The 21,789-nt window shown below is 70.4% G+C and carries 22 protein-coding genes; 13 read left to right on the top strand and 9 right to left on the bottom strand.

Going from position 1 to position 21,789, the window contains the following annotated elements; genetic code table 11:
• Nucleotides 1-2 precede the first annotated feature (2 nt).
• On the top strand, nt 3-1,454 hold the full coding sequence (locus AV521_RS27140; RefSeq protein ID WP_076091632.1) for an MFS transporter: 1,452 nt from the start codon (nt 3-5) through the stop codon (nt 1,452-1,454).
• Nucleotides 1,455-1,584: 130 nt separating this feature from the next.
• On the opposite strand, the gene AV521_RS27145 is transcribed toward AV521_RS27140, so the two are convergent.
• Complete coding sequence (locus tag AV521_RS27145) at nt 1,585-2,463, bottom strand: helix-turn-helix transcriptional regulator (RefSeq protein ID WP_076091634.1); 879 nt, start codon at nt 2,461-2,463, stop codon at nt 1,585-1,587.
• Nucleotides 2,464-2,564: 101 nt separating this feature from the next.
• On the opposite strand from AV521_RS27145, the gene AV521_RS27150 reads away from it, so the two are divergent.
• From AV521_RS27150 to AV521_RS27160, 3 genes are all read left to right on the top strand, one after another.
• A complete protein-coding gene (locus AV521_RS27150; protein ID WP_076091636.1) occupies nt 2,565-3,995 on the top strand; it encodes an MFS transporter in 1,431 nt (476 codons plus the stop codon).
• A 112-nt stretch (nt 3,996-4,107) separates the two neighbouring features.
• On the top strand, nt 4,108-4,332 hold the full coding sequence (locus AV521_RS27155) for a hypothetical protein (RefSeq protein WP_076091638.1): 225 nt from the start codon (nt 4,108-4,110) through the stop codon (nt 4,330-4,332).
• Between the two features lie 133 nt (nt 4,333-4,465).
• The gene (locus AV521_RS27160) at nt 4,466-4,888 is read left to right on the top strand and encodes a hypothetical protein (RefSeq protein ID WP_076091640.1); all 423 of its coding nucleotides are present in this window, start codon (nt 4,466-4,468) and stop codon (nt 4,886-4,888) included.
• 19 nt (nt 4,889-4,907) lie between these two features.
• On the opposite strand, the gene AV521_RS27165 is transcribed toward AV521_RS27160, so the two are convergent.
• Nucleotides 4,908-5,504, bottom strand: coding sequence for a TetR/AcrR family transcriptional regulator (locus tag AV521_RS27165; protein ID WP_076091642.1), 597 nt, complete (start codon nt 5,502-5,504; stop codon nt 4,908-4,910).
• 26 nt (nt 5,505-5,530) lie between these two features.
• The gene (locus AV521_RS27170; RefSeq protein WP_076091644.1) at nt 5,531-6,541 is read right to left on the bottom strand and encodes an aldo/keto reductase; all 1,011 of its coding nucleotides are present in this window, start codon (nt 6,539-6,541) and stop codon (nt 5,531-5,533) included.
• Between the two features lie 158 nt (nt 6,542-6,699).
• On the opposite strand from AV521_RS27170, the gene AV521_RS27175 reads away from it, so the two are divergent.
• Nucleotides 6,700-7,743, top strand: coding sequence for a chitinase (locus AV521_RS27175; RefSeq protein ID WP_076091646.1), 1,044 nt, complete (start codon nt 6,700-6,702; stop codon nt 7,741-7,743).
• A gap of 60 nt (nt 7,744-7,803) precedes the next feature.
• Nucleotides 7,804-8,937: a hypothetical protein gene (locus AV521_RS27180; protein WP_256725694.1), complete on the top strand. Its 1,134-nt coding sequence runs from the start codon at nt 7,804-7,806 to the stop codon at nt 8,935-8,937.
• Between the two features lie 77 nt (nt 8,938-9,014).
• Here the strand turns inward: AV521_RS27180 and AV521_RS27185 are convergent, their stop codons facing one another.
• On the bottom strand, nt 9,015-10,397 hold the full coding sequence (locus AV521_RS27185; protein ID WP_023550941.1) for a glycine--tRNA ligase: 1,383 nt from the start codon (nt 10,395-10,397) through the stop codon (nt 9,015-9,017).
• A gap of 161 nt (nt 10,398-10,558) precedes the next feature.
• Between AV521_RS27185 and AV521_RS27190 the strand changes: the two genes are divergently transcribed.
• The 4 genes from AV521_RS27190 (at nt 10,559) to AV521_RS27205 (ending at nt 13,765) form a co-directional block, all read left to right on the top strand.
• Entirely contained in the window at nt 10,559-11,518 is a 960-nt protein-coding gene (locus tag AV521_RS27190; RefSeq protein WP_076091648.1) for a metal ABC transporter substrate-binding protein, read from the top strand.
• Nucleotides 11,519-11,535: 17 nt separating this feature from the next.
• Nucleotides 11,536-12,315 (top strand): metal ABC transporter ATP-binding protein, encoded by a 780-nt coding sequence (locus AV521_RS27195; RefSeq protein WP_076091650.1) that lies wholly within the window; start codon nt 11,536-11,538, stop codon nt 12,313-12,315.
• On the top strand, nt 12,315-13,217 hold the full coding sequence (locus AV521_RS27200; RefSeq protein ID WP_076091652.1) for a metal ABC transporter permease: 903 nt from the start codon (nt 12,315-12,317) through the stop codon (nt 13,215-13,217). Before AV521_RS27195 ends, AV521_RS27200 begins: the two co-directional genes overlap by 1 nt.
• A 131-nt stretch (nt 13,218-13,348) precedes the next feature.
• The gene (locus AV521_RS27205) at nt 13,349-13,765 is read left to right on the top strand and encodes a Fur family transcriptional regulator (RefSeq protein WP_076091654.1); all 417 of its coding nucleotides are present in this window, start codon (nt 13,349-13,351) and stop codon (nt 13,763-13,765) included.
• 96 nt (nt 13,766-13,861) lie between these two features.
• Here the strand turns inward: AV521_RS27205 and AV521_RS27210 are convergent, their stop codons facing one another.
• From AV521_RS27210 to AV521_RS27225, 5 genes are all read right to left on the bottom strand, one after another.
• A complete protein-coding gene (locus tag AV521_RS27210; protein ID WP_076091656.1) occupies nt 13,862-15,199 on the bottom strand; it encodes a histidine-type phosphatase in 1,338 nt (445 codons plus the stop codon).
• A 63-nt stretch (nt 15,200-15,262) separates the two neighbouring features.
• A complete protein-coding gene (locus AV521_RS27215) occupies nt 15,263-16,111 on the bottom strand; it encodes an isoprenyl transferase (RefSeq protein WP_076091658.1) in 849 nt (282 codons plus the stop codon).
• A gap of 23 nt (nt 16,112-16,134) precedes the next feature.
• A complete protein-coding gene (gene recO, locus AV521_RS27220; RefSeq protein WP_076091660.1) occupies nt 16,135-16,884 on the bottom strand; it encodes a DNA repair protein RecO in 750 nt (249 codons plus the stop codon).
• Nucleotides 16,881-17,012, bottom strand: coding sequence for a hypothetical protein (locus tag AV521_RS47840; protein WP_371917069.1), 132 nt, complete (start codon nt 17,010-17,012; stop codon nt 16,881-16,883). The genes recO and AV521_RS47840 overlap by 4 nt, the downstream gene beginning before the upstream one ends.
• A 30-nt stretch (nt 17,013-17,042) precedes the next feature.
• Nucleotides 17,043-17,258: a hypothetical protein gene (locus AV521_RS27225; protein WP_031226128.1), complete on the bottom strand. Its 216-nt coding sequence runs from the start codon at nt 17,256-17,258 to the stop codon at nt 17,043-17,045.
• 213 nt (nt 17,259-17,471) lie between these two features.
• Here AV521_RS27225 and AV521_RS27230 point away from each other — a divergent pair, with 213 nt between their 5' ends.
• The 3 genes from AV521_RS27230 to AV521_RS27240 all read left to right on the top strand — a co-directional run bounded on the left by AV521_RS27230 (nt 17,472) and on the right by AV521_RS27240 (nt 21,788).
• Nucleotides 17,472-18,980: a (2,3-dihydroxybenzoyl)adenylate synthase gene (locus tag AV521_RS27230; protein WP_076091662.1), complete on the top strand. Its 1,509-nt coding sequence runs from the start codon at nt 17,472-17,474 to the stop codon at nt 18,978-18,980.
• A gap of 218 nt (nt 18,981-19,198) precedes the next feature.
• On the top strand, nt 19,199-20,827 hold the full coding sequence (locus tag AV521_RS27235; protein WP_076091664.1) for an ABC transporter substrate-binding protein: 1,629 nt from the start codon (nt 19,199-19,201) through the stop codon (nt 20,825-20,827).
• Between the two features lie 4 nt (nt 20,828-20,831).
• Nucleotides 20,832-21,788 (top strand): ABC transporter permease, encoded by a 957-nt coding sequence (locus tag AV521_RS27240; RefSeq protein ID WP_076091666.1) that lies wholly within the window; start codon nt 20,832-20,834, stop codon nt 21,786-21,788.
• Nucleotide 21,789 lies beyond the last annotated feature (1 nt).

Below are 21,789 nucleotides of genomic sequence, written 5' to 3' on the forward strand. Positions count from 1 at the left end.
CCATGCCCGAGTTGAGCCATCGCCGCCGTCTGCTCGTGCTCGCGATCTGCTGTATGAGCCTGCTGATCGTGAGCCTGGACAACACCGTGCTGAACGTGGCGCTGCCGTCCATGCAGCGCGATCTGCACGCCACCACCTCCGGACTGCAGTGGACGATCGACGCCTACACGCTGGTGCTCGCCTCGCTCCTGATGCTCGCGGGCTCGACGGCCGACCGCATCGGCCGCAAGAAGGTCTTCATGACCGGCCTGATCGTGTTCACGGTCGGCTCCGTACTCTGCTCCGTGGCGCCGAACCTCAGCCTGCTGGTGGTGTTCCGCATGGTGCAGGCGATCGGCGGCTCGATGCTCAACCCGGTCGCGATGTCGATCATCACCAACACCTTCACCGACGCCCGGGAGCGGGCCCGCGCGATCGGCGTGTGGGGCGCGGTGGTCGGCATATCCATGGCTGCGGGCCCACTGGTGGGCGGTCTCCTCGTCCAGTCGGTGAGCTGGCGCTCGATCTTCTGGATCAACCTCCCGGTGGGCCTCGCCGCCCTCCTGCTCACCCTCCGCTTCGTCCCCGAGTCCCGCGCGCCGAAGGCCCGCCGCCCCGACCCGATCGGGCAGCTCCTGGTCATCGCCCTGTTCGGCTCGCTGACGTACGCGATCATCGAGGCGCCGGACGCGGGTGCGGCGACGGTGGCTCCCTTCGCGGCGACAGCCCTGGCGGCCCTCCTGGCCCTCCTCCGGTACGAACCTCGCCGCGCCGAACCCCTCATCGAGCTGCGCTTCTTCCGCTCGGCGCCGTTCAGCGGGGCCACCGTCATCGCGATCAGCGCGTTCGCGGCGCTGGGCGGCTTCCTGTTCCTGTCGACGCTGTATCTGCAGAACGTCCGCGGTCTCGACGCCCTGCACGCGGGCCTGTGGATGCTGCCGATGGCCGCGCCGACCTTCCTGTGCGCGCCCCTGTCCGGCCGCCTGGTCGGCGGCCGCGGCCCGCGCCTCCCCCTCCTGGTGGCCGGTACGGCGATGACGGCGAGCGGCGTCCTCTTCGCGGCCTTCGAGGCGGAGACGTCGAACGCCACCCTCCTCATCGCCTACGTCCTCTTCGGCATCGGCTTCGGTTTCGTGAACGCGCCGATCACCAACACGGCCGTCTCCGGCATGCCCCGCGCCCAGGCCGGCGTGGCCGCCGCGGTCGCCTCCACCAGCAGACAGCTGGGCCAGACCCTGGGTGTCGCGGTGATCGGCGCGGTCCTGGCCTCCGGCATCCACACCTCCGCCTACCGCGACACCTTCGTCTCCGCGGCCCGCCCCGGCTGGTGGATCCTCACCGCCTGCGGCCTGGCCGTCCTCGCCCTCGGCCTCCTGACCAGCGGCCGCTGGGCCCGCAGGACGGCCGAGCGCACGGCCGAGAGCCTGTCCTCACCGGAGGTCCGGGAGGCGGCGGGGGTCGGCGCGGAGACCTGAGTGCGGGCGGGGCGCGGCCACGACCGGACGAGCGGCTTCGCCCGCCGAGGACCTGGGGCCTGCACGGCGGAAGAGGGCGTCGACGCGATGGGCTCCCCCCTTGGTGGGGCGGACGTTGCCTGTTGGGGCACTACCTCCGCGCCATCTCGTACAGCTTCTCCAGGCGCTCGCGGGACTCCTCGTCCGCGGGGGTGTACGTCACCATGCGGGCGCCCAGCTCCGGGCCCAGCCACAGGTCCGTGTGCTCCAGTCTGAGATGGCCGACGAGGACGTTGCGGAACTCCTTGGTCTTGGAGCGGCTGCCGACCACCTCGTAACGCTGCCAGTTCTCGCGGAACTCGGGGGACGCCGTCTCCAGCCGCTTCAGGAGCATCTTCCAGGCCGGTTCGCCGAGATGGCCGGCCAGTGAGGCGCGCAGCTTGGCGGCCATCAGGCGCTGGGTCTCCTCCAGGTGGACGACCGAGTCCTGCCACTCCTTGTTGGTGTAGCAGAGGAGCATGCAGTTGAGGTCCTCCGCCGGCAGGGCGTCCAGGTCGCACAGCAGGCGACTGTAGGTGCGGTTGTAGGCGAGGATGTCGTACCGGCTGTTCTGGATGGAGGCCGGGAGCGGCTCCAGCCCGCGCAGCAGTTCGCGCAGGGCCGGGGTGACGCTCGGGCAGCTCGCGGCGGGCGTCGGATCGGTGGCGCCGGCCAGCTGGAAGAGGTGGGCGCGTTCGCTGGCGTCCAGCATCAGGGTGCGGGCGAGAGCGTCCAGGACCTGGACGGAGACCTGGATGTCCCGTGCCTGTTCCAGCCAGGTGTACCAGGTGACGCCGACCGCGGAGAGCTGGGCGACCTCCTCCCGGCGCAGTCCGGGCGTACGGCGCCGGGCCCCTCGGGGCAGGCCCACCTGCTCGGGGCTGATGCGCTCACGGCGGCTGCGCAGGAACGCGGCCAGTTCGTGCCGCCGGATCTCCGAGCCCCGGGTCGGCTGCGGGGCGGTCTCGCGGTCCGTGGCCATAGTGGTCATGGCTCCAGGGTGCCTGCCCTCTCATCCTGTTGCCAGGTAGTTCTTCTACCAGGATGAGGACACTCTGGTACCAGTCTGAACGACGGCGCAGGCTCAAGGGCATGAGTGAGACCGTCACCACCCGGGCCGTCCCTGCGACGACGGCCACACCGCCCGCACTCGGCGGGCTCGGACTGTTCACCGTTCTGCTCGCCGCGGCGCTGCCGCTGATCGACTTCTTCATCGTCAACGTCGCCCTGCCGACCATCGGCGCCGACCTCCGCGCGGGCGAGGCCGTGCTGGAGCTGGTCGTCGCCGGGTACGGCGTCGCCTATGCCGTACTGCTGGTGCTCGGCGGCCGGCTCGGGGACCTGTTCGGGCGGCGTCGGCTGTTCCTCGGCGGGATGGCCGCGTTCGGGCTGACCTCGCTGGCCTGCGGACTGGCGCCCGACGCCTGGAGCCTGGTCGCGGCGCGGGTCGCGCAGGGCGCCTCGGCCGCCGCGATGCTGCCGCAGGTGCTCGCCACCATCCAGGCCACGACGCGTGGCGCGCGCCGCGCGAAGGCCATGAGCCTGTACGGCGCCACGGCCGGACTGTCCATGGTGGCGGGGCAGATACTCGGCGGGGTGCTCGTCGCCGCCGATGTCGCAGGCACCGGCTGGCGGTCGGTGTTCCTCGTCAACGTCCCTGTCGTCGTGGTCGGGTTGATCCTCGCCGTGCGGGTCATGCCCGAGACCCGGTCGCAGCATCCGGAGCCCGTCGACGGCCTGGGCACCGTCCTGCTCGCGGTGTCCCTGCTGACACTGCTCGCCCCGCTCACCGAGGGCCGGGCCGCGGGCTGGCCGCTGTGGACATGGCTGTCGCTGGCCGCGTTCCCGTTCGCCGCCGGCGCGTTCTGGACGGTGGAACGGCGGGCCGACCGGTCGGGGCGCACCCCGCTGCTGCCGCCGAGCCTGCTGGCGCTGGCCTCGCTGCGGCGCGGTCTGGTGCTGATGGTGCCGTTCTCGATCGGCTTCAGCGGGTTCATGTTCGTGATCGCGCTGGCGCTGCAACAGGGCGCCGGGCTCGGTCCGGTGCCGGCCGGGCTCGCGCTCGCGCCGATGGCCGTGGCCTTCCTGTTCGTCTCCCTCGCCGGGCCCCGGCTGATCGCCCGTTTCGGCACCCGGGTCGTCACCGCGGGCTCCGCGATCCAGGGCGTGGGCATCCTGCTGATCGTGCTGGCCGCCTGGCGGGACTGGCCGCACCTGGACGCCGGCTCGCTGCTGCCGGGCGCGGCCGTCGCCGGCGCCGGACAGGCGCTCCAACTGCCCAACGTCCTGCGGCTCGTGATGTCGGAGGTGCCGCCCGCCCGGGCCGGTGTCGGCAGTGGCGTGATGGTCACCACCCAGCAGTCCGCGCTCGCCCTGGGCGTGGCCACGCTCGGCACCCTGTTCCTCACCCTCGTGCCCCGCATGGGCATGCGGGACGCGCTGGTCACCACGCTGCTGGTGCAGTTGGCCGGGATCGTACTGACCGGCCTGCTCAGCCTGCGCCTGCCCCGCCATGTCGGTTGATCCAGGGCACGGCTTGGACAACTCCGGGTGAAGCTCCCCCTGTTGATGTTCGTCTTGTTGCACACTCCTGTCCCGGTCGGGGTGTGCCCGACGCGAGGAGGCGTGAGGCGTCATGCCACAGGACAACAGCACGAGCAAGGTCAGCCGCTGGGACCAGCACGGCCGGGAGCATGTCGTACGGGTGCACCGCACGGGAGTGCAGCGCACCATCCGATGCGACACCTGCGGCTGGCGCAGAGGCGCCCAGTTCCTGCCCTGGCTGAAGGCCGAGGAGCATCTGGCCGAGGCTCATCAGGCGACGATCGACCCGGCGGCCGCCCGGCAGCCCTCCAGGTAAGGACATCGGGTCCCAACACCGCGCTCGACCTGCGCTCTTACCAACCGAGGACACGTTCCGTCACCTCTCGAGTGGCCGCTTTCCCCCTGCTGGTTCAGCCTGGGAAAGGTCCATCGAGCGACAGGAGACACACATGACCTCGGTACTCCGCCATCGCTACGGCCGCGCGCTCGGCGCATGCGCTCTCTCCGTGGCGCTGCTCTCCGGCGGAACGGCCGGAGCCTACGCCGCCGGCATCAAGCCCAGCCCCAGCCCCAGCAATTCGGCCGCCAAGGCCTCGATCACCCTGACGGCCAACAAGACCTCGGTGAAGGCCGGCGAAACGGTGAAGTTCACCGGGCGCACCACGGGCCTGAAGATCAACAGTCCGCTGGTGCTCCAGCGCGAGAAGAACGGCAAGTGGGTTCCCATGAAGGCGACCGGGAAGGTCAAACAGGGCAGCTCGTACGCGATCCTCGCCACGTTCAAGACCGCGGGCACCGAGACACTGCGGGTCTCGAGCGCCACCATGGGCGGCAAGGTCCACTCGCCCACCGTCACGGTGAAGGTGAGCTGAGCCCCGTACCGGGGCACCCTCACCGCGAAGGTGACCCAAGTCCCCGCATCAGCAGGTCCACCACGGCCGTGAACTCCTCGTCCACGCCGGGAGCGGTCCACTCCCGGGCGTAACAGGGGTCATGGAAGCGGCCGGTGGCCTGGAAGACGGCCCGGGCCGCGGCGGCCGGGTCGGGCACCGAAAAGGCGCCCGACCCGGCCCCTTCCGCGATGATCCGGGTCAACTGCCTGGTCAGGTCGGCGAGATGATCGCCGACCGCCGTGCCGTTCTCGTCGGTCAGCACCGTGTACGTGGCGAAGAGTTCCGGGTCGTCGCCCGCCTTGTGCCGCTTGGCCTCGAACAGGGCCGCGAGCCAGGCCCGCAGCCGCTGCTCGGGAGTGCCGTCCGCGTCGACGATTACCGCGAGCCTCTCCGACGTGCGGTCCAGCCAGCGTTTGGTGACCGCCTCGCGCAGCGCCGCCTTGGTGCGGAAGTGCCGGTAGACACTGCCATGGCTGACGCCGAGCGCGCGGGCGACGTCCACCACGGTGGCCTTGGCCGGGCCGTGGCGGCGCAGCACCTCCTCGGTCGCTTCGAGGATGCGCTCGGCGGTCAGGGTCTCGGTGGGCGGTGCCATGCCTTAGACCGTACCCGCAGTCACGATCAGCGCTCGCTGTCGAGGTGCGCCAGCTGCGCGGCCGGGTAGCGGTCGCCGGCCGCCGCGTCCGCCGGTACGGCCTCCTCGATCGCCGCCAGGTCGGCCGCGTCCAGGGTGACGTCCAGCGCGCCCAGCGACTCGCTCAGCCGCTCACGGGTGCGGGCGCCGACCAGCGGCACGATGTCCTCACCGCGAGCGAGCACCCAGGCGATGGCGGTCTGCGCGACCGTGACGCCCTTCTGCTCGGCGATCTTGCGCAGGGCCTCGACCAGGTTCAGGTTGTGCTGGAGGTTCTCGCCCTGGAAGCGGGGCGAGTGGGCGCGGAAGTCGTTCGGGGCCAGCTGCCGGTCCCGGGAGAAGTGGCCGGAGATCAGCCCGCGGGACAGCACGCCGTACGCGGTGACGGCGATGCCCAGCTCGCGGGTGGTGGGCAGGATGTCCCGCTCGATACCCCGGCTGATCAGCGAGTACTCGATCTGCAGATCGGCGATCGGGGCGGTGGCGGCGGCCCGCCGGATGGTCTCGGCGCCGACCTCGCTCAGGCCGATGTGCCGGACGTACCCCTTCTCGATCAGTTCGGCGATCGCGCCGACGGTCTCCTCGATCGGCACGATCGGGTCGAGGCGGGCGATCCGGTAGACGTCGATGTGGTCGACGCCGAGGCGCTGCAGGGAGTAGGCGGCGAAGTTCTTCACGGCGGCCGGGCGGCCGTCGTAGCCCACCCAGTTGCCCTCCGGGTCGCGCAGGGCGCCGAACTTCACGCTGGTCAGGGCCTGCTCGCGGAGGGCCGCCGGGGCGGTGCGCAGGGCCTCGCCGATCAGCATCTCGTTGTGCCCCATGGCGTAGAAGTCGCCGGTGTCCAGGAGCGTGACGCCCGCCTCCAGGGCGGCGTGGATGGTCGCGATGGACTCCGCGCGGTCGGCGTCGCCGTAGAGCGCGGACATGCCCATGCAGCCGAGGCCGAGGGCGGAGACGGCAGGTCCGGTGGTTCCGAGGTTTCGGGTTCGCATCGTCATGCCTTCACGATGCCATGACAGCTGACAGATTTCAATATCTGTCACTCCAACTTTGTCATTCAGGGCTGCTGAATGGTCCAGACCTATTGACGAGAGGTCTGGACCAGAGCACTGTCATGCCTACGACACCTCACCGCACCCCCACCGGGAGGCCTCGCATGCTCAGACGCCTGCTCGCCACCGCGCTCACCGCGGCCGCCCTCGTCCCACTCGGGATCGCCACCGCCCCCACCGCCTCCGCGGCTGACACCTGCGCCGTGAAGTCCCGGCCGGCCGGAAAGGTGCTCCAGGGCTACTGGGAGAACTGGGACGGCTCCGCGGGCGGCGTCCACCCGCCCTTTGGCTGGACCCCGATCACCGACTCCCGTATCCCCGCGCACGGTTACAACGTCATCAACGCGGCCTTCCCCGTCATCCGCTCCGACGGCACGGCGCTGTGGGAGGACGGCATGGACACGGGCGTGAAGGTGGCGACGCCCGCCGAGATGTGCGCCGCCAAGGCGTCCGGCCAGACGATCCTGCTCTCGATCGGCGGCGCGACGGCCGGCATCGACCTCAACTCGTCCACCGTGGCGGACAAGTTCGTCTCGACGATCGTCCCGATCCTGAAGAAGTACAACTTCGACGGCGTCGACATAGACATCGAGACGGGCCTGACAGGCAGCGGCAGCATCACCCAGCTGTCCGCGTCCCAGGCCAACCTGATCCGCGTCATCGACGGCATCCTCGACCGGATGCCGTCCGGCTTCGGCCTGACGATGGCCCCCGAGACCGCGTACGTCACCGGCGGCAGCGTCACCTACGGCTCGATCTGGGGCGCGTATCTGCCGGTCATCAAGAAGTACGCGGACAACGGCCGGCTGTGGTGGCTGAACACGCAGTACTACAACGGCAGCATGTACGGCTGCTCCGGCGACTCCTACGAGGCGGGCACGGTCGCGGGCTTCACCGCCCAGACCGACTGCCTGAACAAGGGTCTGGTGGTGCAGGGCACGACCGTCAAGGTGCCGTACGACAAACAGGTCCCGGGTCTGCCCGCCCAGCCCGGCGCGGGCGGCGGCTACATGTCACCGTCCCTGGTCTCCCAGGCCTGGCAGCACTACGGCAGCTCGCTCAAGGGCCTGATGACCTGGTCGATCAACTGGGACGGCTCAAGGAACTGGACCTTCGGCGACAACGTCAAGGCGCTCCAGGGCCGCTGAGAACAAGAAAACCTTTCCCTCCCACGGACAACCCGCACCGCAATTCCGGCATCTCATCGTGTGACCGACAAGTGGGGGAACACGATGAACTGGTCCAAACCCCTGGGCGTCGCAGCGGCCGGTCTCGCGCTGTGCGGGTGCGCCACCTCGGCGGGCAACGCCGGAGCCAAGCCGAGTGCGCCCGTGACCGCGCACAGCGCCGTGCCCACGGCGGGCACCGCGAACGCCCCCGCAACCACGTCCCACAAGCCCCAACTGATCCTGAACGGCCAGCTCGACGCCCGCCCCGGGCAGCTGGTCTCCATCCTGCTCGACGGCGTCAGCCGGGCCGGGGGACACGACGCGGTGACCGCCGAGTCGCATGCGTTCGGCAGGCCCGTACGGCTGCGCTGGGACAAGGGCGACAACGCCTACGAGGCGCTGGTGCCGCTGGCCATGACGGACCGGCCCGGCTGGTATCCGCTGTCCGTCGCCGTCGCGGACCGCACGGTGGCCACCGACAGGATCCAGGTCGTCCCCTCCGTGCGCCCGTCGTTCACGGTCGGCGTGAACTGGCGGGTGACCCGGCCCGGTGAGCCGGTGACGCTGCGCTTCGACGACCTGTACCCGGGCGAGCGGGGCACCGACTTCACCGTACGGTCCACGGCACTGCCGGGGCCCGTACGGCTCGCCCACGACAACGTGATCGACTACTACGACCCCCGCGCGTTCTCGGCCACGCCGGCGCTCAAGCCCGGCCTGGGGGACGGGGCGTACGCCTTCGAGCTGTACGGCCCGCACGGCAACCGCATCGCCGAGAAGCGCCTGAAGGTCCGGGCGGCCCGTCCCGGCGACCCCGACTACCTCGGCAAACCGGACGGCCCGGACTTCTACGACCCGCGCAAGGAGTACCCCGGCCAGGATCACCACACCATCAAGGTCCGCGCCGGAGACCAGGTCGGGATCGTCTGGCGCGACGCGTACCCGGACCCGGGCGAGGAGAGCCGGCTGATCGCCACGTCCCCGGCGTTCACCCACGCCGTCCACCTCGGCCGGGACACCAGCAAGGGCGCCGACGGCGACGACCCGCGCTACTTCGGCACCGCCGGCCTCCGCACCGGCCTGGAGCCGGGCCGCTACCCGGTGACGGTCGTCTCCCACCACGGCCGCGTGACGAGGACGGCGTATGTGATCGTGACGGCGGTCCGGAAATGAGGGTGTGAGAACGCCCGCCCACCAGCCGAGCGAGCCGGCGGGTGGGCGGGCGGAAAACGGCTGGTGCGCCGCGGGCCTCAGCAGCCCAGCAGACGCTGAGCCAGGTAGCCCTCGATCTGGTCCAGCGACACGCGCTCCTGCTTCATCGAGTCACGCTCACGCACCGTGACGGCGTTGTCCTCAAGCGTGTCGAAGTCCACCGTCACGCAGTACGGCGTACCGATCTCGTCCTGGCGCCGGTAACGGCGGCCGATCGCACCGGCGTCGTCGAACTCGATGTTCCAGTTCTGCCGCAGCGCCTGGGCGAGGCCCTTGGCCTTCGGGGACAGCTCGGGGTTCCTCGAAAGGGGCAGCACCGCGACCTTCACCGGAGCCAGCCGGTGGTCGAGGCGCAGCACCGTCCGCTTCTCCATCTTGCCCTTGGCGTTCGGCGCCTCGTCCTCGACGTACGCGTCGAGCAGGAAGGCCAGCATGGTGCGGCCGACACCGGCCGCGGGCTCGATGACGTACGGCGTCCAGCGCTCGCCGGCCTCCTGGTCGAAGTAGGAGAGGTCCTGGCCGGAGGCCTTCGAGTGCGCACCCAGGTCGTAGTCCGTGCGGTTCGCGACACCCTCCAGCTCGCCCCACTCCGAGCCGCCGAACTGGAAGCGGTACTCGATGTCGGCGGTGCGCTTGGAGTAGTGGGAGAGCTTCTCCTTCGGGTGGTCGTACCACCGCATGTTCTCAGTGCGCAGGCCCAGGCCGGTGTACCAGTTCCAGCGCTGCTCCATCCAGTACTCGTGCCACTTCTCGTCCTCGCCCGGCTTGACGAAGAACTCCATCTCCATCTGCTCGAACTCACGGGTGCGGAAGATGAAGTTGCCCGGCGTGATCTCGTTGCGGAACGACTTGCCCATCTGGGCGATGCCGAACGGCGGCTTGCGGCGCGAGGTGGTCTGCACCTGGGCGAAGTTGGTGAAGATGCCCTGGGCGGTCTCGGGGCGCAGGTAGGCGACCGAGCCGGAGTCCTGCGTCGGGCCGAGGTGCGTCGACAGCAGACCCGAGAACTGCTTGGGCTCGGTGAACTGGCCCTTGTTGCCGCAGTTCGGGCAGTTGATGTCGGCGAGGCCGTTCGCCGGGGCGTGGCCCTTCTTCTCCTCGTACGCCTCTTCCAGGTGGTCGGCGCGGAACCGCTTGTGACACGCGGTGCACTCGGTCAGCGGGTCCGTGAAGGTGGCGACGTGGCCGGACGCGACCCAGACCTCGGAGGCCAGGATGACGGACGAGTCGATACCGACCACGTCCTCGCGCGACGTCACCATGTAGCGCCACCACTGGCGCTTGATGTTCTCCTTGAGCTCGACACCCAGCGGTCCGTAGTCCCAGGCGGCACGCTGTCCGCCGTAGATCTCACTGCACGGGAAAACGAAGCCACGGCGCTTGCTCAGGCTGACGATGGTGTCGATCTTGTCGGCGGCCACGGTGCTCTCTTCATTACGACGACGGGCGTTGAAGCGAGATGCTTCCAGCGAATGATTCAGGTTACCGGCGCAGGCTCCCCCACGGCCAAATCGGCCCCCTGCTCACGGCCCCCACCAGCCGTTGTTGACAACGGTTTCCATGTTTGTTGAAAATGACTGTCATGAACGTACGACGACGCCTCATACCCGCCGCCGCGCTCACCGCGGTCACCGCCCTCGGGATCGGCACGCTCTCCGCCTGCTCCAGCGACAGCGCGGCAGCGGCCGGCACCGGCAAGTTCGATGTCGTCGCGTCCTTCTACCCCATGGCCTTCCTCGCCGAGCGGATCGGCGGGAGCCACGTCCACGTCACCAGCCTCACCTCCCCCGGCCAGGAGCCGCACGACCTGGAGATCAGCCCCAAGCAGATCGCCATGCTCCAGGACTCCGACGCGGTCCTGTACCTGAAGAACCTCCAGCCCTCCGTCGACGACGCGGTGGCCCAGTCCCCGGTCGGGACGAAGATCGACGCGGCCTCCCTGACCACGCTGGAGCAGCACGGCAACGAGGTCGGCGGTCACGCCTCCGCGCACGACACCCACAAGAACGAGGAGCCGGCGGGCAAGGACCCGCACATCTGGCTCGACCCGGTGCGTTACGCCCAGGTCGCCGAGGGTGTCGGCAAGGCCTTCGAGAAGGCCGACCCCAAGCATGCGGCCGACTACAGGAAGAACACCGCGGCCCTGGTCAAGCAGCTGAACGACCTGAACACACAGTTCAAGGACGGCCTGGCGCACACGAGGACCAGGGTCTTCGTCACCACGCACGCCGCCTTCGGCTACCTCGCCGAGCGCTACGGCCTCACCGAGGAGGCCATCAACGGCCTCGACCCCGAGTCCGAGCCGAGCGCCGCCCGGGTCAGGGACCTGGAGACCCTGGCCAGGGCCGACGGCGTCTCCACCGTCTTCTACGAGACGCTCGTCAGCGACAGGACCGCGAAGACCATCGCGAGCGACGCGGGCCTGAAGACCGACGTCCTCGACCCGATCGAGGGCATCACCGCCAAGTCCCGCGGCAAGGACTACTTCTCCGTCCAGGAGGCCAACCTCAAGGCGCTCCAGCAGGCGCTGGGGGCCAAGTGAGCAGCAGGGGAGACGAGATGACCAGCGAACCCGGCGAGCCCGTCATAGCCCTGCGCGAGGTCGCCGCCGAACTCGGCGCGCGTCCCGTGCTGCGCGGCATCGACCTGACCGTCGGCCGCGGCGAGGTCGTCGCACTGCTCGGCGCCAACGGCTCCGGCAAGTCCACGGCGATCCGCACCATCATCGGCCAGGTCCCGGCGAGCGGCGGCACGATCGAGCTGTTCGGCACCCCGCGCCGCGCCTTCCGCGACTGGGCGCGCGTGGGTTACGTACCGCAGCGGACGACGGCCGCGGGCGGTGTCCCGGCGACGGTCACCGAGATCGTCTCCTCGGGCCGGCTCTCCCGCACCCGCTTCGGCGTCTTCCGCAAGGCCGACCGGGAGGCCGTGCGGCGGGCCCTGGAGCTGGTCGGCATGGCCGACCGGGCCAAGGACTCGGTGAACGCCCTGTCCGGTGGCCAGCACCAGCGGGTCCTGATCGCCCGCGCCCTCGTCGCCGAGCCCGAACTGCTGATCATGGACGAGCCGATGGCGGGCGTCGACCTGGCCAGCCAGGAGATCCTCGCGCAGACGCTGCGCGAACAGGTCGAGCGGGGCACGACGGTCCTGCTCGTGCTGCACGAACTGGGCCCCCTGGAGCCCCTGATCGACCGGGCGGTCGTCCTCCGCGACGGCTGCGTACTGCACGACGGCCCACCGCCGCGCGCCGTCGGCCAGCATGCCCTGCCCGGCCACGACCACGTACACCCGCACGCACCGGCGGGCTCCGAACCTCTGCGGACGGGACTGCTGAGCTGATGGACTTCCTGAACTACGCCTTCATGCAGCGGGCGCTGCTCGCCGCCGTCCTGGTCGGCATCACGGCTCCCGCGGTCGGCATCTATCTGGTCCAGCGCCGCCAGGCCCTGATGGGCGACGGCATCGGGCACGTGGCGATGACGGGCGTCGGCCTCGGCTTCCTCCTCTCCACCTCCCCGGTCTGGATGGCGACCGCCGTGTCCGTGCTCGGCGCGGTCCTGATGGAACTGATCCGCTGGTACGGCAGGACCCGCGGCGACATCGCCCTCGCCATGCTCTTCTACGGCGGTATGGCCGGCGGCGTGATGTTCATCAACCTGGCGCCGACGGGCTCCAACGCGAACCTGACGACATACCTGTTCGGCTCGCTGTCGACGGTCTCGCAGTCGGACGTCGTCTCGATCTGTCTGCTGGCCGCGCTCGTGGTGCTGGTCACGCTCGGCCTGCGCCGCCAGCTGTTCGCGGTCAGCCAGGACGAGGAGTTCGCGCGGGTCACGGGTCTGCCGGTGCGCGCGCTCAACCTGCTGACGGCCGTGACGGCGGCGGTGACCGTGACCGTCGCCATGCGCGTGGTCGGTCTGCTGCTGGTGTCCGCGCTGATGGTGGTGCCGGTGGCGGCCGCGCAGCAGCTCAGCCGCAGCTTCACGGCGACCTTTGTGATCGCCGTCGCGATCGGGGTGGCGGTGACCGTCAGCGGCACGATCACCTCGTACTACCAGGACGTTCCGCCCGGCGCGACGATCGTCCTGCTGACCATCGCCGCGTTCGTCGCGCTGACGGTGCTGGCCACGCCGCTGGCCCGTCGACGCGCCCGTGCGGCGGCCGCCGCTGACCCGGCGGGGGACCCGGCCGAGTGCACGATTCCGGCCACCAGAGAGGCGGGGGACAAGATCGGCGTCTGACCGCTGACAGCCCGGGCTGGCACAATGGCCGCCCGGGCAGAAGCGAGAGACTCGCCCGCGAGAGAGCCGAAGGGGCGCGCGACACCGGCTCAAGGCGCCCGTAGGCGAAAGAGCCATCGAAGGAGGCAACGGTGACGACCGCTGGACCGCCCGTGAAGGGCCGCTCGACCCGACAGCGGGCAGCCGTGGCGGCGGCCCTGGACGAGGTCGACGAGTTCCGCAGCGCGCAGGAACTGCACGACATGCTCAAGCACAAGGGCGACTCGGTCGGCCTGACCACGGTCTACCGCACCCTCCAGACCCTCGCAGACGCCGGCGAGGTCGACGTCCTGCGCACGTCCGACGGCGAGTCCGTCTACCGACGCTGCAGCACCGGCGAACACCACCACCACCTGGTCTGCCGCACCTGCGGCAAGGCGGTGGAGGTCGAAGGACCCGCGGTGGAGAAGTGGGCCGAGGCGATCGCGGCGGAGCACGGGTACGTCAACGTGGCCCACACGGTGGAGATCTTCGGCACCTGCGCGGACTGCGCGACGCGGAGCGACTGACGTTCCTCCTGGGGAGCATGGTGAACGCGGTGGCGTTCTTGCCGTCGCCGAGCAGGACGGACACGCGCGGCGCCGCCGATCACCCGGCGCCCGCGCCTATGCCCGTCCGAAGCACCGCTCCAGTTCGTCGAAGTCGTAGAAGGCGCTGCCCTTCTCGATCGGACGGCAGCCCGCCCTGAACGCCGTCTCCTTCTCGTTGTAGAGCATGCGGACGGCGTAGCGGCCGTCCTTCTCGTACACGTCCCACTGGATGTCGGCGCCGAGCGGGGCCACCGACGCGCCTCGCCAGGGATTGCCGGCGTAGGTGTACGGCTCCCCCGGCGTCGCCGGCCGCGTGCTGCCCGGCAGCTGCATCAGGGCCGCCAGCGGGATGATCTCCTCGGCATGGGTGAAGCGGAGTTCGGCGCCGAGGTCGCTGGTGCCGGACCGCTTGGCCTCGATCTGCTGGAAGAAGTCGTCCAGCAGGACGTCCGCCATCCTGTAGGTGATGTCGCTGTCGGCGAAGCCGGGGCCCTTCTCGTAGAAGTCCTCCGCGTCGCCGAGGTAGCCGAACCAGGCCGCGTCCGAGCGGGAGATGAAGCGGTCCAGGTCCCAGCCCCTGCCGTCCGGGTCAGGGCTCTCCTCGCTCATCGCGGGGGCGATCGCGTACAGGTTGTAGACGGCCTGCGCGGCGCCGACCTGGTCGCCGCCGCTGATCCGGTCGACGAAGGGTTCCGTGAAGAGCCGCCGCAGCACGCTGTGCGCGGCCTCGTGTGTCCGGGGCTGGTCCTCGATCGAGTTCAGCGTGTCCTTGAGGCGCTGGTCGTTCGCGACGTAGTCGCGGTACGCCGCACCACCCGCCGCCTTGTGGAAGTACAGCAGGTCCTTGTCGGTGCGGGTCGCCCCGATCAGCGGCTTCAGCGCGGGGTCGGCAAAGGCCAGCGCGCCGGTGAACTCGCCCGCGCTGTCCACGGCCCGCCCCTGCCCGGAGCTGACCACGTCGATCTTCTCGCCCTCGTCGGCGATCTTCGCGAACAGCGCGGGCAGGCGCCGCTCCATACGCGTCGCCGTGTCCCGCATCTCCCGCCGGCCACGCCCGCTGAGGTTGCCGTACCCGACCTGGGACATGGCAGCCTGCAGGGCCCGCACCCGCGGCCCGAACTCCTCACCGTTCTCGGTGAGTTGCCCCTGCTGCCGCGCCTTGTCCCACAGGGCGAGGACCAGGTCGCCGTCCTCGCCGCCGGTCGCGGCACGCGAGCCGTGCCGGGAGACGTTCTCGGTGAAGACAGCGGTGTAGCCGGCCGGAGGCTGCTCGTAGGTGCCGGCGCTCTGCTGGGGCTCGTACGGGGCCTTGGTGCCGTAGCTCTCGCGGTGCGCGGGGCCGTCGGAGGCGTGCGCGGGCAGCGCGGTGAGCAGCAGGGCGCCGAGGGCGAGGGCCGGCGTGAGACGTCTCATGAGTCCCTCATCCTCGACGGCCCGGATGAACCGGTCTGCGTGGTCCGGATGAACCGGGGGTGGCTACGAGGTGGACTTGCCCTTCATCGCTTCCTCCATGGCCAGCAGCTCCTCGTTCGGGACGGCGCCGCCGAACCGCCGGTCGCGGGAGGCGAATTCGACACAGGCCCGCCACAGGTCACGGCGGTCGAAGTCGGGCCACAGCACGTCCTGGAAGACCATCTCGGCGTACGCGCTCTGCCAGAGCAGATAGTTGGAGGTGCGCTGCTCACCGCTCGGGCGCAGGAACAGGTCGACGTCCGGCATGTCCGGGTAGTACAGGTATTTCTGGATGGTCTTCTCGGTGACCTTGGCCGGGTCGAGCCGGCCGGCCTTCACGTCCTCGGCCAACGCCCTGGCCGCGTCGGCGAGTTCGGCGCGGCCGCCGTAGTTCATGCAGAAGTACAGGGTGAGCAGGTCGTTCCCCTTGGTCTGCTCCTGGGCGACCTGCAGCTCCTTGGCGACCGACTTCCACAGCCTGGGCATCCGGCCCACCCAGCGCACCCGGATGCCGAGTGCGTCGAGCTGGTCGCGGGTCTTGCGGATGAAGTCGCGGTTGAAGTTCATCAGGAAGCGGACCTCGTCGGGCGAGCGCTTCCAGTTCTCGGTGGAGAACGCGTACAGGGAGATGTTGCGGACGCCGATCTCGATCGAGCCCTGCAGCACGTCGAGCACCCGCTCGGCGCCGACCTTGTGCCCTTCGGTGCGGGGCAGACCGCGCTCCTTCGCCCACCGGCCGTTGCCGTCCATGACGATGGCCACGTGGTTCGGGACCAGCTCGCCGGGGAGCTTCGGCGCGCGGGCACCGGACGGGTGCGGCTCCGGCGCCCTGTACTCGCGCCGCTGGCGTCCCAGGATCCCGCGTACGACCATGTGCTTCTCGTCTCCCTCTGCCTCTACGTCTTTTCCACGTACCTGAGCGAGCGCAGCCCGCGCTCCAGATGCCAGTGCAGGTAGGCGGACACCAGCCCGCTGCCCTCGCGGACATACCGTGCCTCGCACGTGTCCGCCGTCTCCCAGTCTCCCGTAAGCAGCGCCCCGAGCAGCACCAGGGTCTGTGCCGAGGGTACGACGCTGCCGGGCACCCGGCAGTCGACGCAGACGGAGCCGCCGGAGGCGACCGAGAAGAAGCGGTTCGGGCCGGGCATGCCGCACTTCGCGCAGGCGTCGAAGCTGGGCGCGTAGCCGTTGACGGCGAGGGAGCGCAGCAGGAAGGCGTCGAGGACGAGGTGAGGGGCGTGCTCCCCGCGCGCCAGTGTCCGCAGGGCCCCGACCAGCAGCAGATACTGCTGTACGGCGGGCTCGCCCTCATGGTCGGTGAACCGCTCGGCGGTCTCCAGCATCGCCGTACCGGCGGTGTAGCGCGCGTAGTCGGTGACGATCCCGCCGCCGTACGGTGCGATGGTCTCACTCTGCGTGCACAGCGGGAGTCCGCGCCCGATCAGCTCGCTACCGCGCGCGAAGAACTGCACGTCGACATGGGAGAAGGGCTCCAGCCGGGCCCCGAACTTCGACTTGGTGCGCCGCACCCCGCGCGCCACGGCCCGCACCCGACCGTGACCGCGCGTGAGCAACGTGATGATCCGGTCCGCCTCGCCCAGTTTCTGGGTCCGCAGGACGATGCCGTCGTCCCGGAAGAGACTCATCGCCGGCCCCCGCCCTCGCCCGGCCGGGCGTCCGGGGGGTGCCCCCCGGACAGGCACAGCGTGATCCGGTCCGCCTCACCCGGCTTCTGGGTGCGCAGCACGATGCCGTCGTCGCGGAACAGACTCATGGCACCCATTCTGGCCCATGCGGGCAGCGGCTAGAGCGCCTCTCCGCGACTGCGGGCGTTGGCGTGCGCGGTCGCCGCCTTGAGCCGCTCGGCGGCGGTCGCGGTGCGCAGCGCTCCGGGTTCGGCGTCCCACTCCCGGCCCCCGCCGTACGGTCTCAGCTGGACGTAGGGGCCCTCGTACCCCATGACGATGCCGAGCCTGCCGGTACGCGTGTCCACCACATGGCTGCCGACGGCAGGCCGCAATTCCCTCAACATGTCCTCCGGCTGTTCGGCACACAGCGCGCCGCGCGGGTTGTACGTCGCGCCCTTGACCTGCTCCCCTTCCTTCCCGAGTTTCACGCTTTGCGCATCCCGAGTGACGCTCCGCCTCTACAATCCGCAGCCACATATTGATTCCGAATTGCGGAAACGCAAAACCGCTTTACGGAATCCCCGGGTCAACAATATGTTGCGGGGATGGCAGCGAACGGCTTCACCCCCTGGCCCGAGGAGACCGCCCTCGCCTACCGCCGCGCCGGCTACTGGCAGGGCCGTCCCCTGCCCGAGCTGCTGCACGACTGGGCGGCCGCGCACGGGCCGCGCACCGCGCTCGCGCACGGCGCGACCCGTCTGACGTACTTCCAGCTGGACCGACGGGTGAACCGGATGGCCGCGGGGCTGCGGCTGCGCGGCGTCGCGCCCGGCAAGCGGGTCGTGGTGCAGCTGCCGAACACCCCGGAGTTCGTCGTCGCGGTGTTCGCGCTGATGCGCGCCGGGGCGATCCCGGTGCTCGCGCCGCTCACCCACCGGGAGCCGGAGATCACCCATGTGGTCGCCGAGAGCGAGGCCGTCGGCTACATCGGCCCGGCGGTGTACGGCGGCTTCGACCACACCGCGATGGCCGCCCGGGTCGCCGCCGGGTCGACATCGCTGCGGCGGATCTTCACGCTCGCCACGCCCGGCGAGCAGGCGGGCGGCTTCTCGGTGCTGCCGGGCGGCTGTCTGGCCTTCCCGCTGCACACCGTGGACGAGGCGCCCGTACCGGACCGCCGTCCGGACGCCTCCGACGTGGCGTTCTTCCTGCTGTCGGGCGGTACGACGGCGCAGCCGAGGCTCATCGGCCGTACCCACGACGACTACGCCTACCAGCTGCGCGCCACCGCCGAGTTGCTCGGCCTCGGTCCCGAGGACGTCTATCTGGCGGTGCTGCCCGCGGAGTTCAACCTCACCCTCGGCAGCCCCGGCATCCTCGGCACCCTGGCCGCGGGCGGCACCGTGGTGCTGCTCGACGACCCGGCGCCGGACACCGCCTTCGCCGCGATCGCACGGGAACGGGTGACCGTCACCTCGGTGCTGCCCGGCCTCGCCGCCCGGTGGCTGGACGCCCTCGACGGCGCCGGGGCCGGTCTGGTGCCCCACCAGGCGACGTTCGCCCCGTCGCGACGCCCGGTACACCCACTCGCCGCACCGGCCGAAAGCCCACGTACGCCCAGCCCATCGGGCACGGCCTCCGGCCGGCACACCGAGAGCACGCACCGGACGCCGCTCCCTGACGGCCAGACGTTGCGAGCCGGGACACTGGACTCGCTGCGCGTGCTGCAGATCGGCGGCGGCCGCCTCGCCCCCGGCCTCGCCGCACGGATCGAGCCCGGCTTCGGCTGCCGGCTGCAGCAGGTGTCCGGCAGGGCCGAGGGGCTGCTCACCGTCACCCGCCTCGACGACCCGCGGGACGTCGTGCTCACGACCCAGGGACGCCCGGTCTCCCCGGCCGACGAGATCCGTATCGACGCCCCCGAGGGAGAGGCCGGCGAACTCCTCGTCCGCGGCCCGTACACCCCGCGCGGCTACTACCGGTCCCCCGAGCACAACGCCCGCGCCTTCACCCCCGACGGCTTCCACCGCACCGGCGACCTCGCCCGGCTGACCCCGGAGGGCAACCTGGTGGTGGAGCGCCGTGCCGAGGACCTCGTGATCCGCGAGGAGTGACCGGGTCCCCGCCCATCCCCTGAACCCGATCGGCCCAACTCGCGCCGGTACCCGAACATTTCGGGCCGTCATCGGCACGACCGGTGGCGCCTAGGCCATTCGTGTGCGCTGTCTTGACCGCCCCCACAGCCCCTCTTATGGTCGCGCTACCGACCGGACGTAGGACGTAGGACGTCGTATCTCCCACCCCCTCCCCCCACCGACTTGCTGGAGGACCCGTGCGCGACGACGTGACCCCCGACGCACCGGCCCCGCGCCGCCGGTCGTTCCTGAAGTTCACCGGTGCGCTGGGCGCGGCCGCCGCGCTGCCGCCCGTGCTGGCCGGCTGCTCCGCCGGGCCCGAGTCCACGAACGACACCGGAGGCGGCGGCAAGGACCGGACGCTGACCGCCGTGATCGGGTACGGCAACGACGGCACCTGGGATCCGACGCAGACGGCGTCGGCGTTCTCGATGGCCGCCAACAACCATGTCTACGAGGGGCTGCTGGACACCGACCCGATCACCCGGGCGCCGTATCCGGCGCTCGGCACCGAGGTGCCGAAGGACCCGAACGCCACCACCTGGCGGTTCACGCTGCGCTCCGGCGCGACCTTCCACGACGGCAAGCCCGTCACCGCCGACGACGTCGTGTTCGTCTTCGACCGGATCCTCGACCCGGGCACCCAGACGCTCGCCAAGGGCTTCTTCGTGAGCTGGCTGGACAGCGTGAGGAAGGTCGATACGCGGACCGTCGAGCTGGTGCTCAAGTTCCCCTTCCCGGACGGGCTTTCCCGGCTCACCCTCGCCAAGATCATGCCGAAGCACGTCTTCTCCAGGCCCGGCGCCTGGGACGACGCCATCAAGGGGCTGGCCGTGGGCTCGGGGCCGTACCGGCAGACCGCGCACCACCCGAAGTCCAACACCACCTTCGAGGCGTACGCCGCCTACAACGGCTCCCGCAAGCCGGCCTTCCAGCGCATGAACTGGCTGACCATCGTGGATGCCGCTCCCCGTGTCGCGAAGATCTCCGGGTCCGACGCCGGGGCGCAGATCGCGGACAACATCCCGTACGCCAATATCGCGAGGCTGGAGCAGGGCGGCCTGACGGTCGCGGGCGGCGCCGGGATGAACAACCTGTTCCTGATGTTCAACACCCGGCACAAGCCCTTCGACGACGTACGGGTGCGGCAGGCGCTGCACTACGCCATCGACACCGGGAAGATGGTGCGGGTCGCCCTGAAAGGGCACGGAAAGCCCGCCTCCTCGTTCCTCAACGAGGGCAATCCCGGCTACCGGCGGGCCAGGACCGTGTACGACTACGACCCGCAGAAGGCGAAGGCGCTGCTGAAGGCGGCGGGCGTGACGAACCTCAAGGTCGACATCCTTGCCGTGAACGTCAGTTGGATCGTGGACTGTCTGCCGACCATCAAGTCCTCCTGGGACGCGGTCGGCGTGGAGACGACCCTGGCGCCGCAGGAGACCACGGCCGTCTTCACCAAGATGGACCAGAAGCAGGACTACCAGGTGGTGGCCGCCGCCTCCAATCCCAATCAGTTCGGGCTCGACGCCGACCTGATCATGCACTACAACTACGGCCCGCAGAACCTGTGGATGGGGTACACCCGGTGGGCCGACGACCCCGTCGCCAAGCAGCTCTTCAAGGACATGGACCGGGCGACCCGGGAGCCGGACGCGGCGAAGAAGAAGGCGATCATCCAGGACTGCATCGACGTCGTCGCCGAGCAGGCCGTGCTGTACCCGGTGGTGCACAACGAGCTGATGACCGCCTGGGACCCGCGCAAGCTCACCGGGATAAGAGCACAGCCGTACCCGGGGATCAACGTGCTCCAGGCGAAGTGGGTCTGACGGCATGACGGCCGTCGTAAGGATCCTGCTCCGCCGTGTCGCCCTGCTCGTACCGCTCCTGCTCGGGATCGTGCTGTTCGTGTTCCTGGTGATGCGCTTCTCGGACGTCGACCCGGCGTCCGCGTTCTTCCAGGGCTCGAACCCGACCCCGCAGCAGCTGCACGACTTCCGGGAGCGCAACGGGCTGCTGGATCCGCTGCCCGTACGGTACGTCCACTTCGTCGGCGACCTCCTCCACGGCAACCTCGGCACCAGCGCCCTGACCCGCGCCCCGGTCGTCGACCAGGTCACCACCGCGCTGCCGCTCACCCTCCAGCTCACCTTCCTCGGCCTCGCCGTCGCGGTGGTGCTGGCACTGGCCGGCGGGGTCACGGCGGCCGTCTACCGGGACCGGATCCCGGACCAGGCCATCCGGGTCGTCTCGCTGATCGGGGTGGCCGCGCCCGGGTTCTGGCTGGCGCTGCTGATGATCCAGTACCTGGCGGTGGACCGGGGCTGGTTCCCGACCGGCGGCTACATCAACCCGGCCGACTCCGTCACCGGCTGGCTGAAAACCATGGCGCTGCCCGCCTTCGCCCTCTCGCTGCCGGTGGCAGCCCAGCTCACCCGGATCGTACGGACCTCGGTGGTGGAGGAGCTGGACAAGGACTACGTGCGCACGGCGATCGGGAGCGGGCTGCCGCCCCTGGTGGTCGTCGGGCGGAACGTCCTCAGGAACGCCCTGGTCAATCCGCTGACCGTGCTGGGTCTGCGGGTCGGCTATCTCCTCGGCGGTGCCGTCGTCATCGAGACCATCTTCTCGCTGCCCGGCATGGGCAAGCTGATGATCGACGCGGTACAGAACGGCGACCCGGCCGTCGTCCAGGGGGTGGTCCTGACCACGGCCACCGGGTTCGTCGTCGTCAACCTCGTCATCGACATCCTGTATCTGCTGGTCAACCCACGTCTGAGGGCGGCCTGAT

The sequence above is a fragment of the Streptomyces sp. IMTB 2501 genome (assembly GCF_001953885.1).
Lineage (GTDB): Bacteria > Actinomycetota > Actinomycetes > Streptomycetales > Streptomycetaceae > Streptomyces.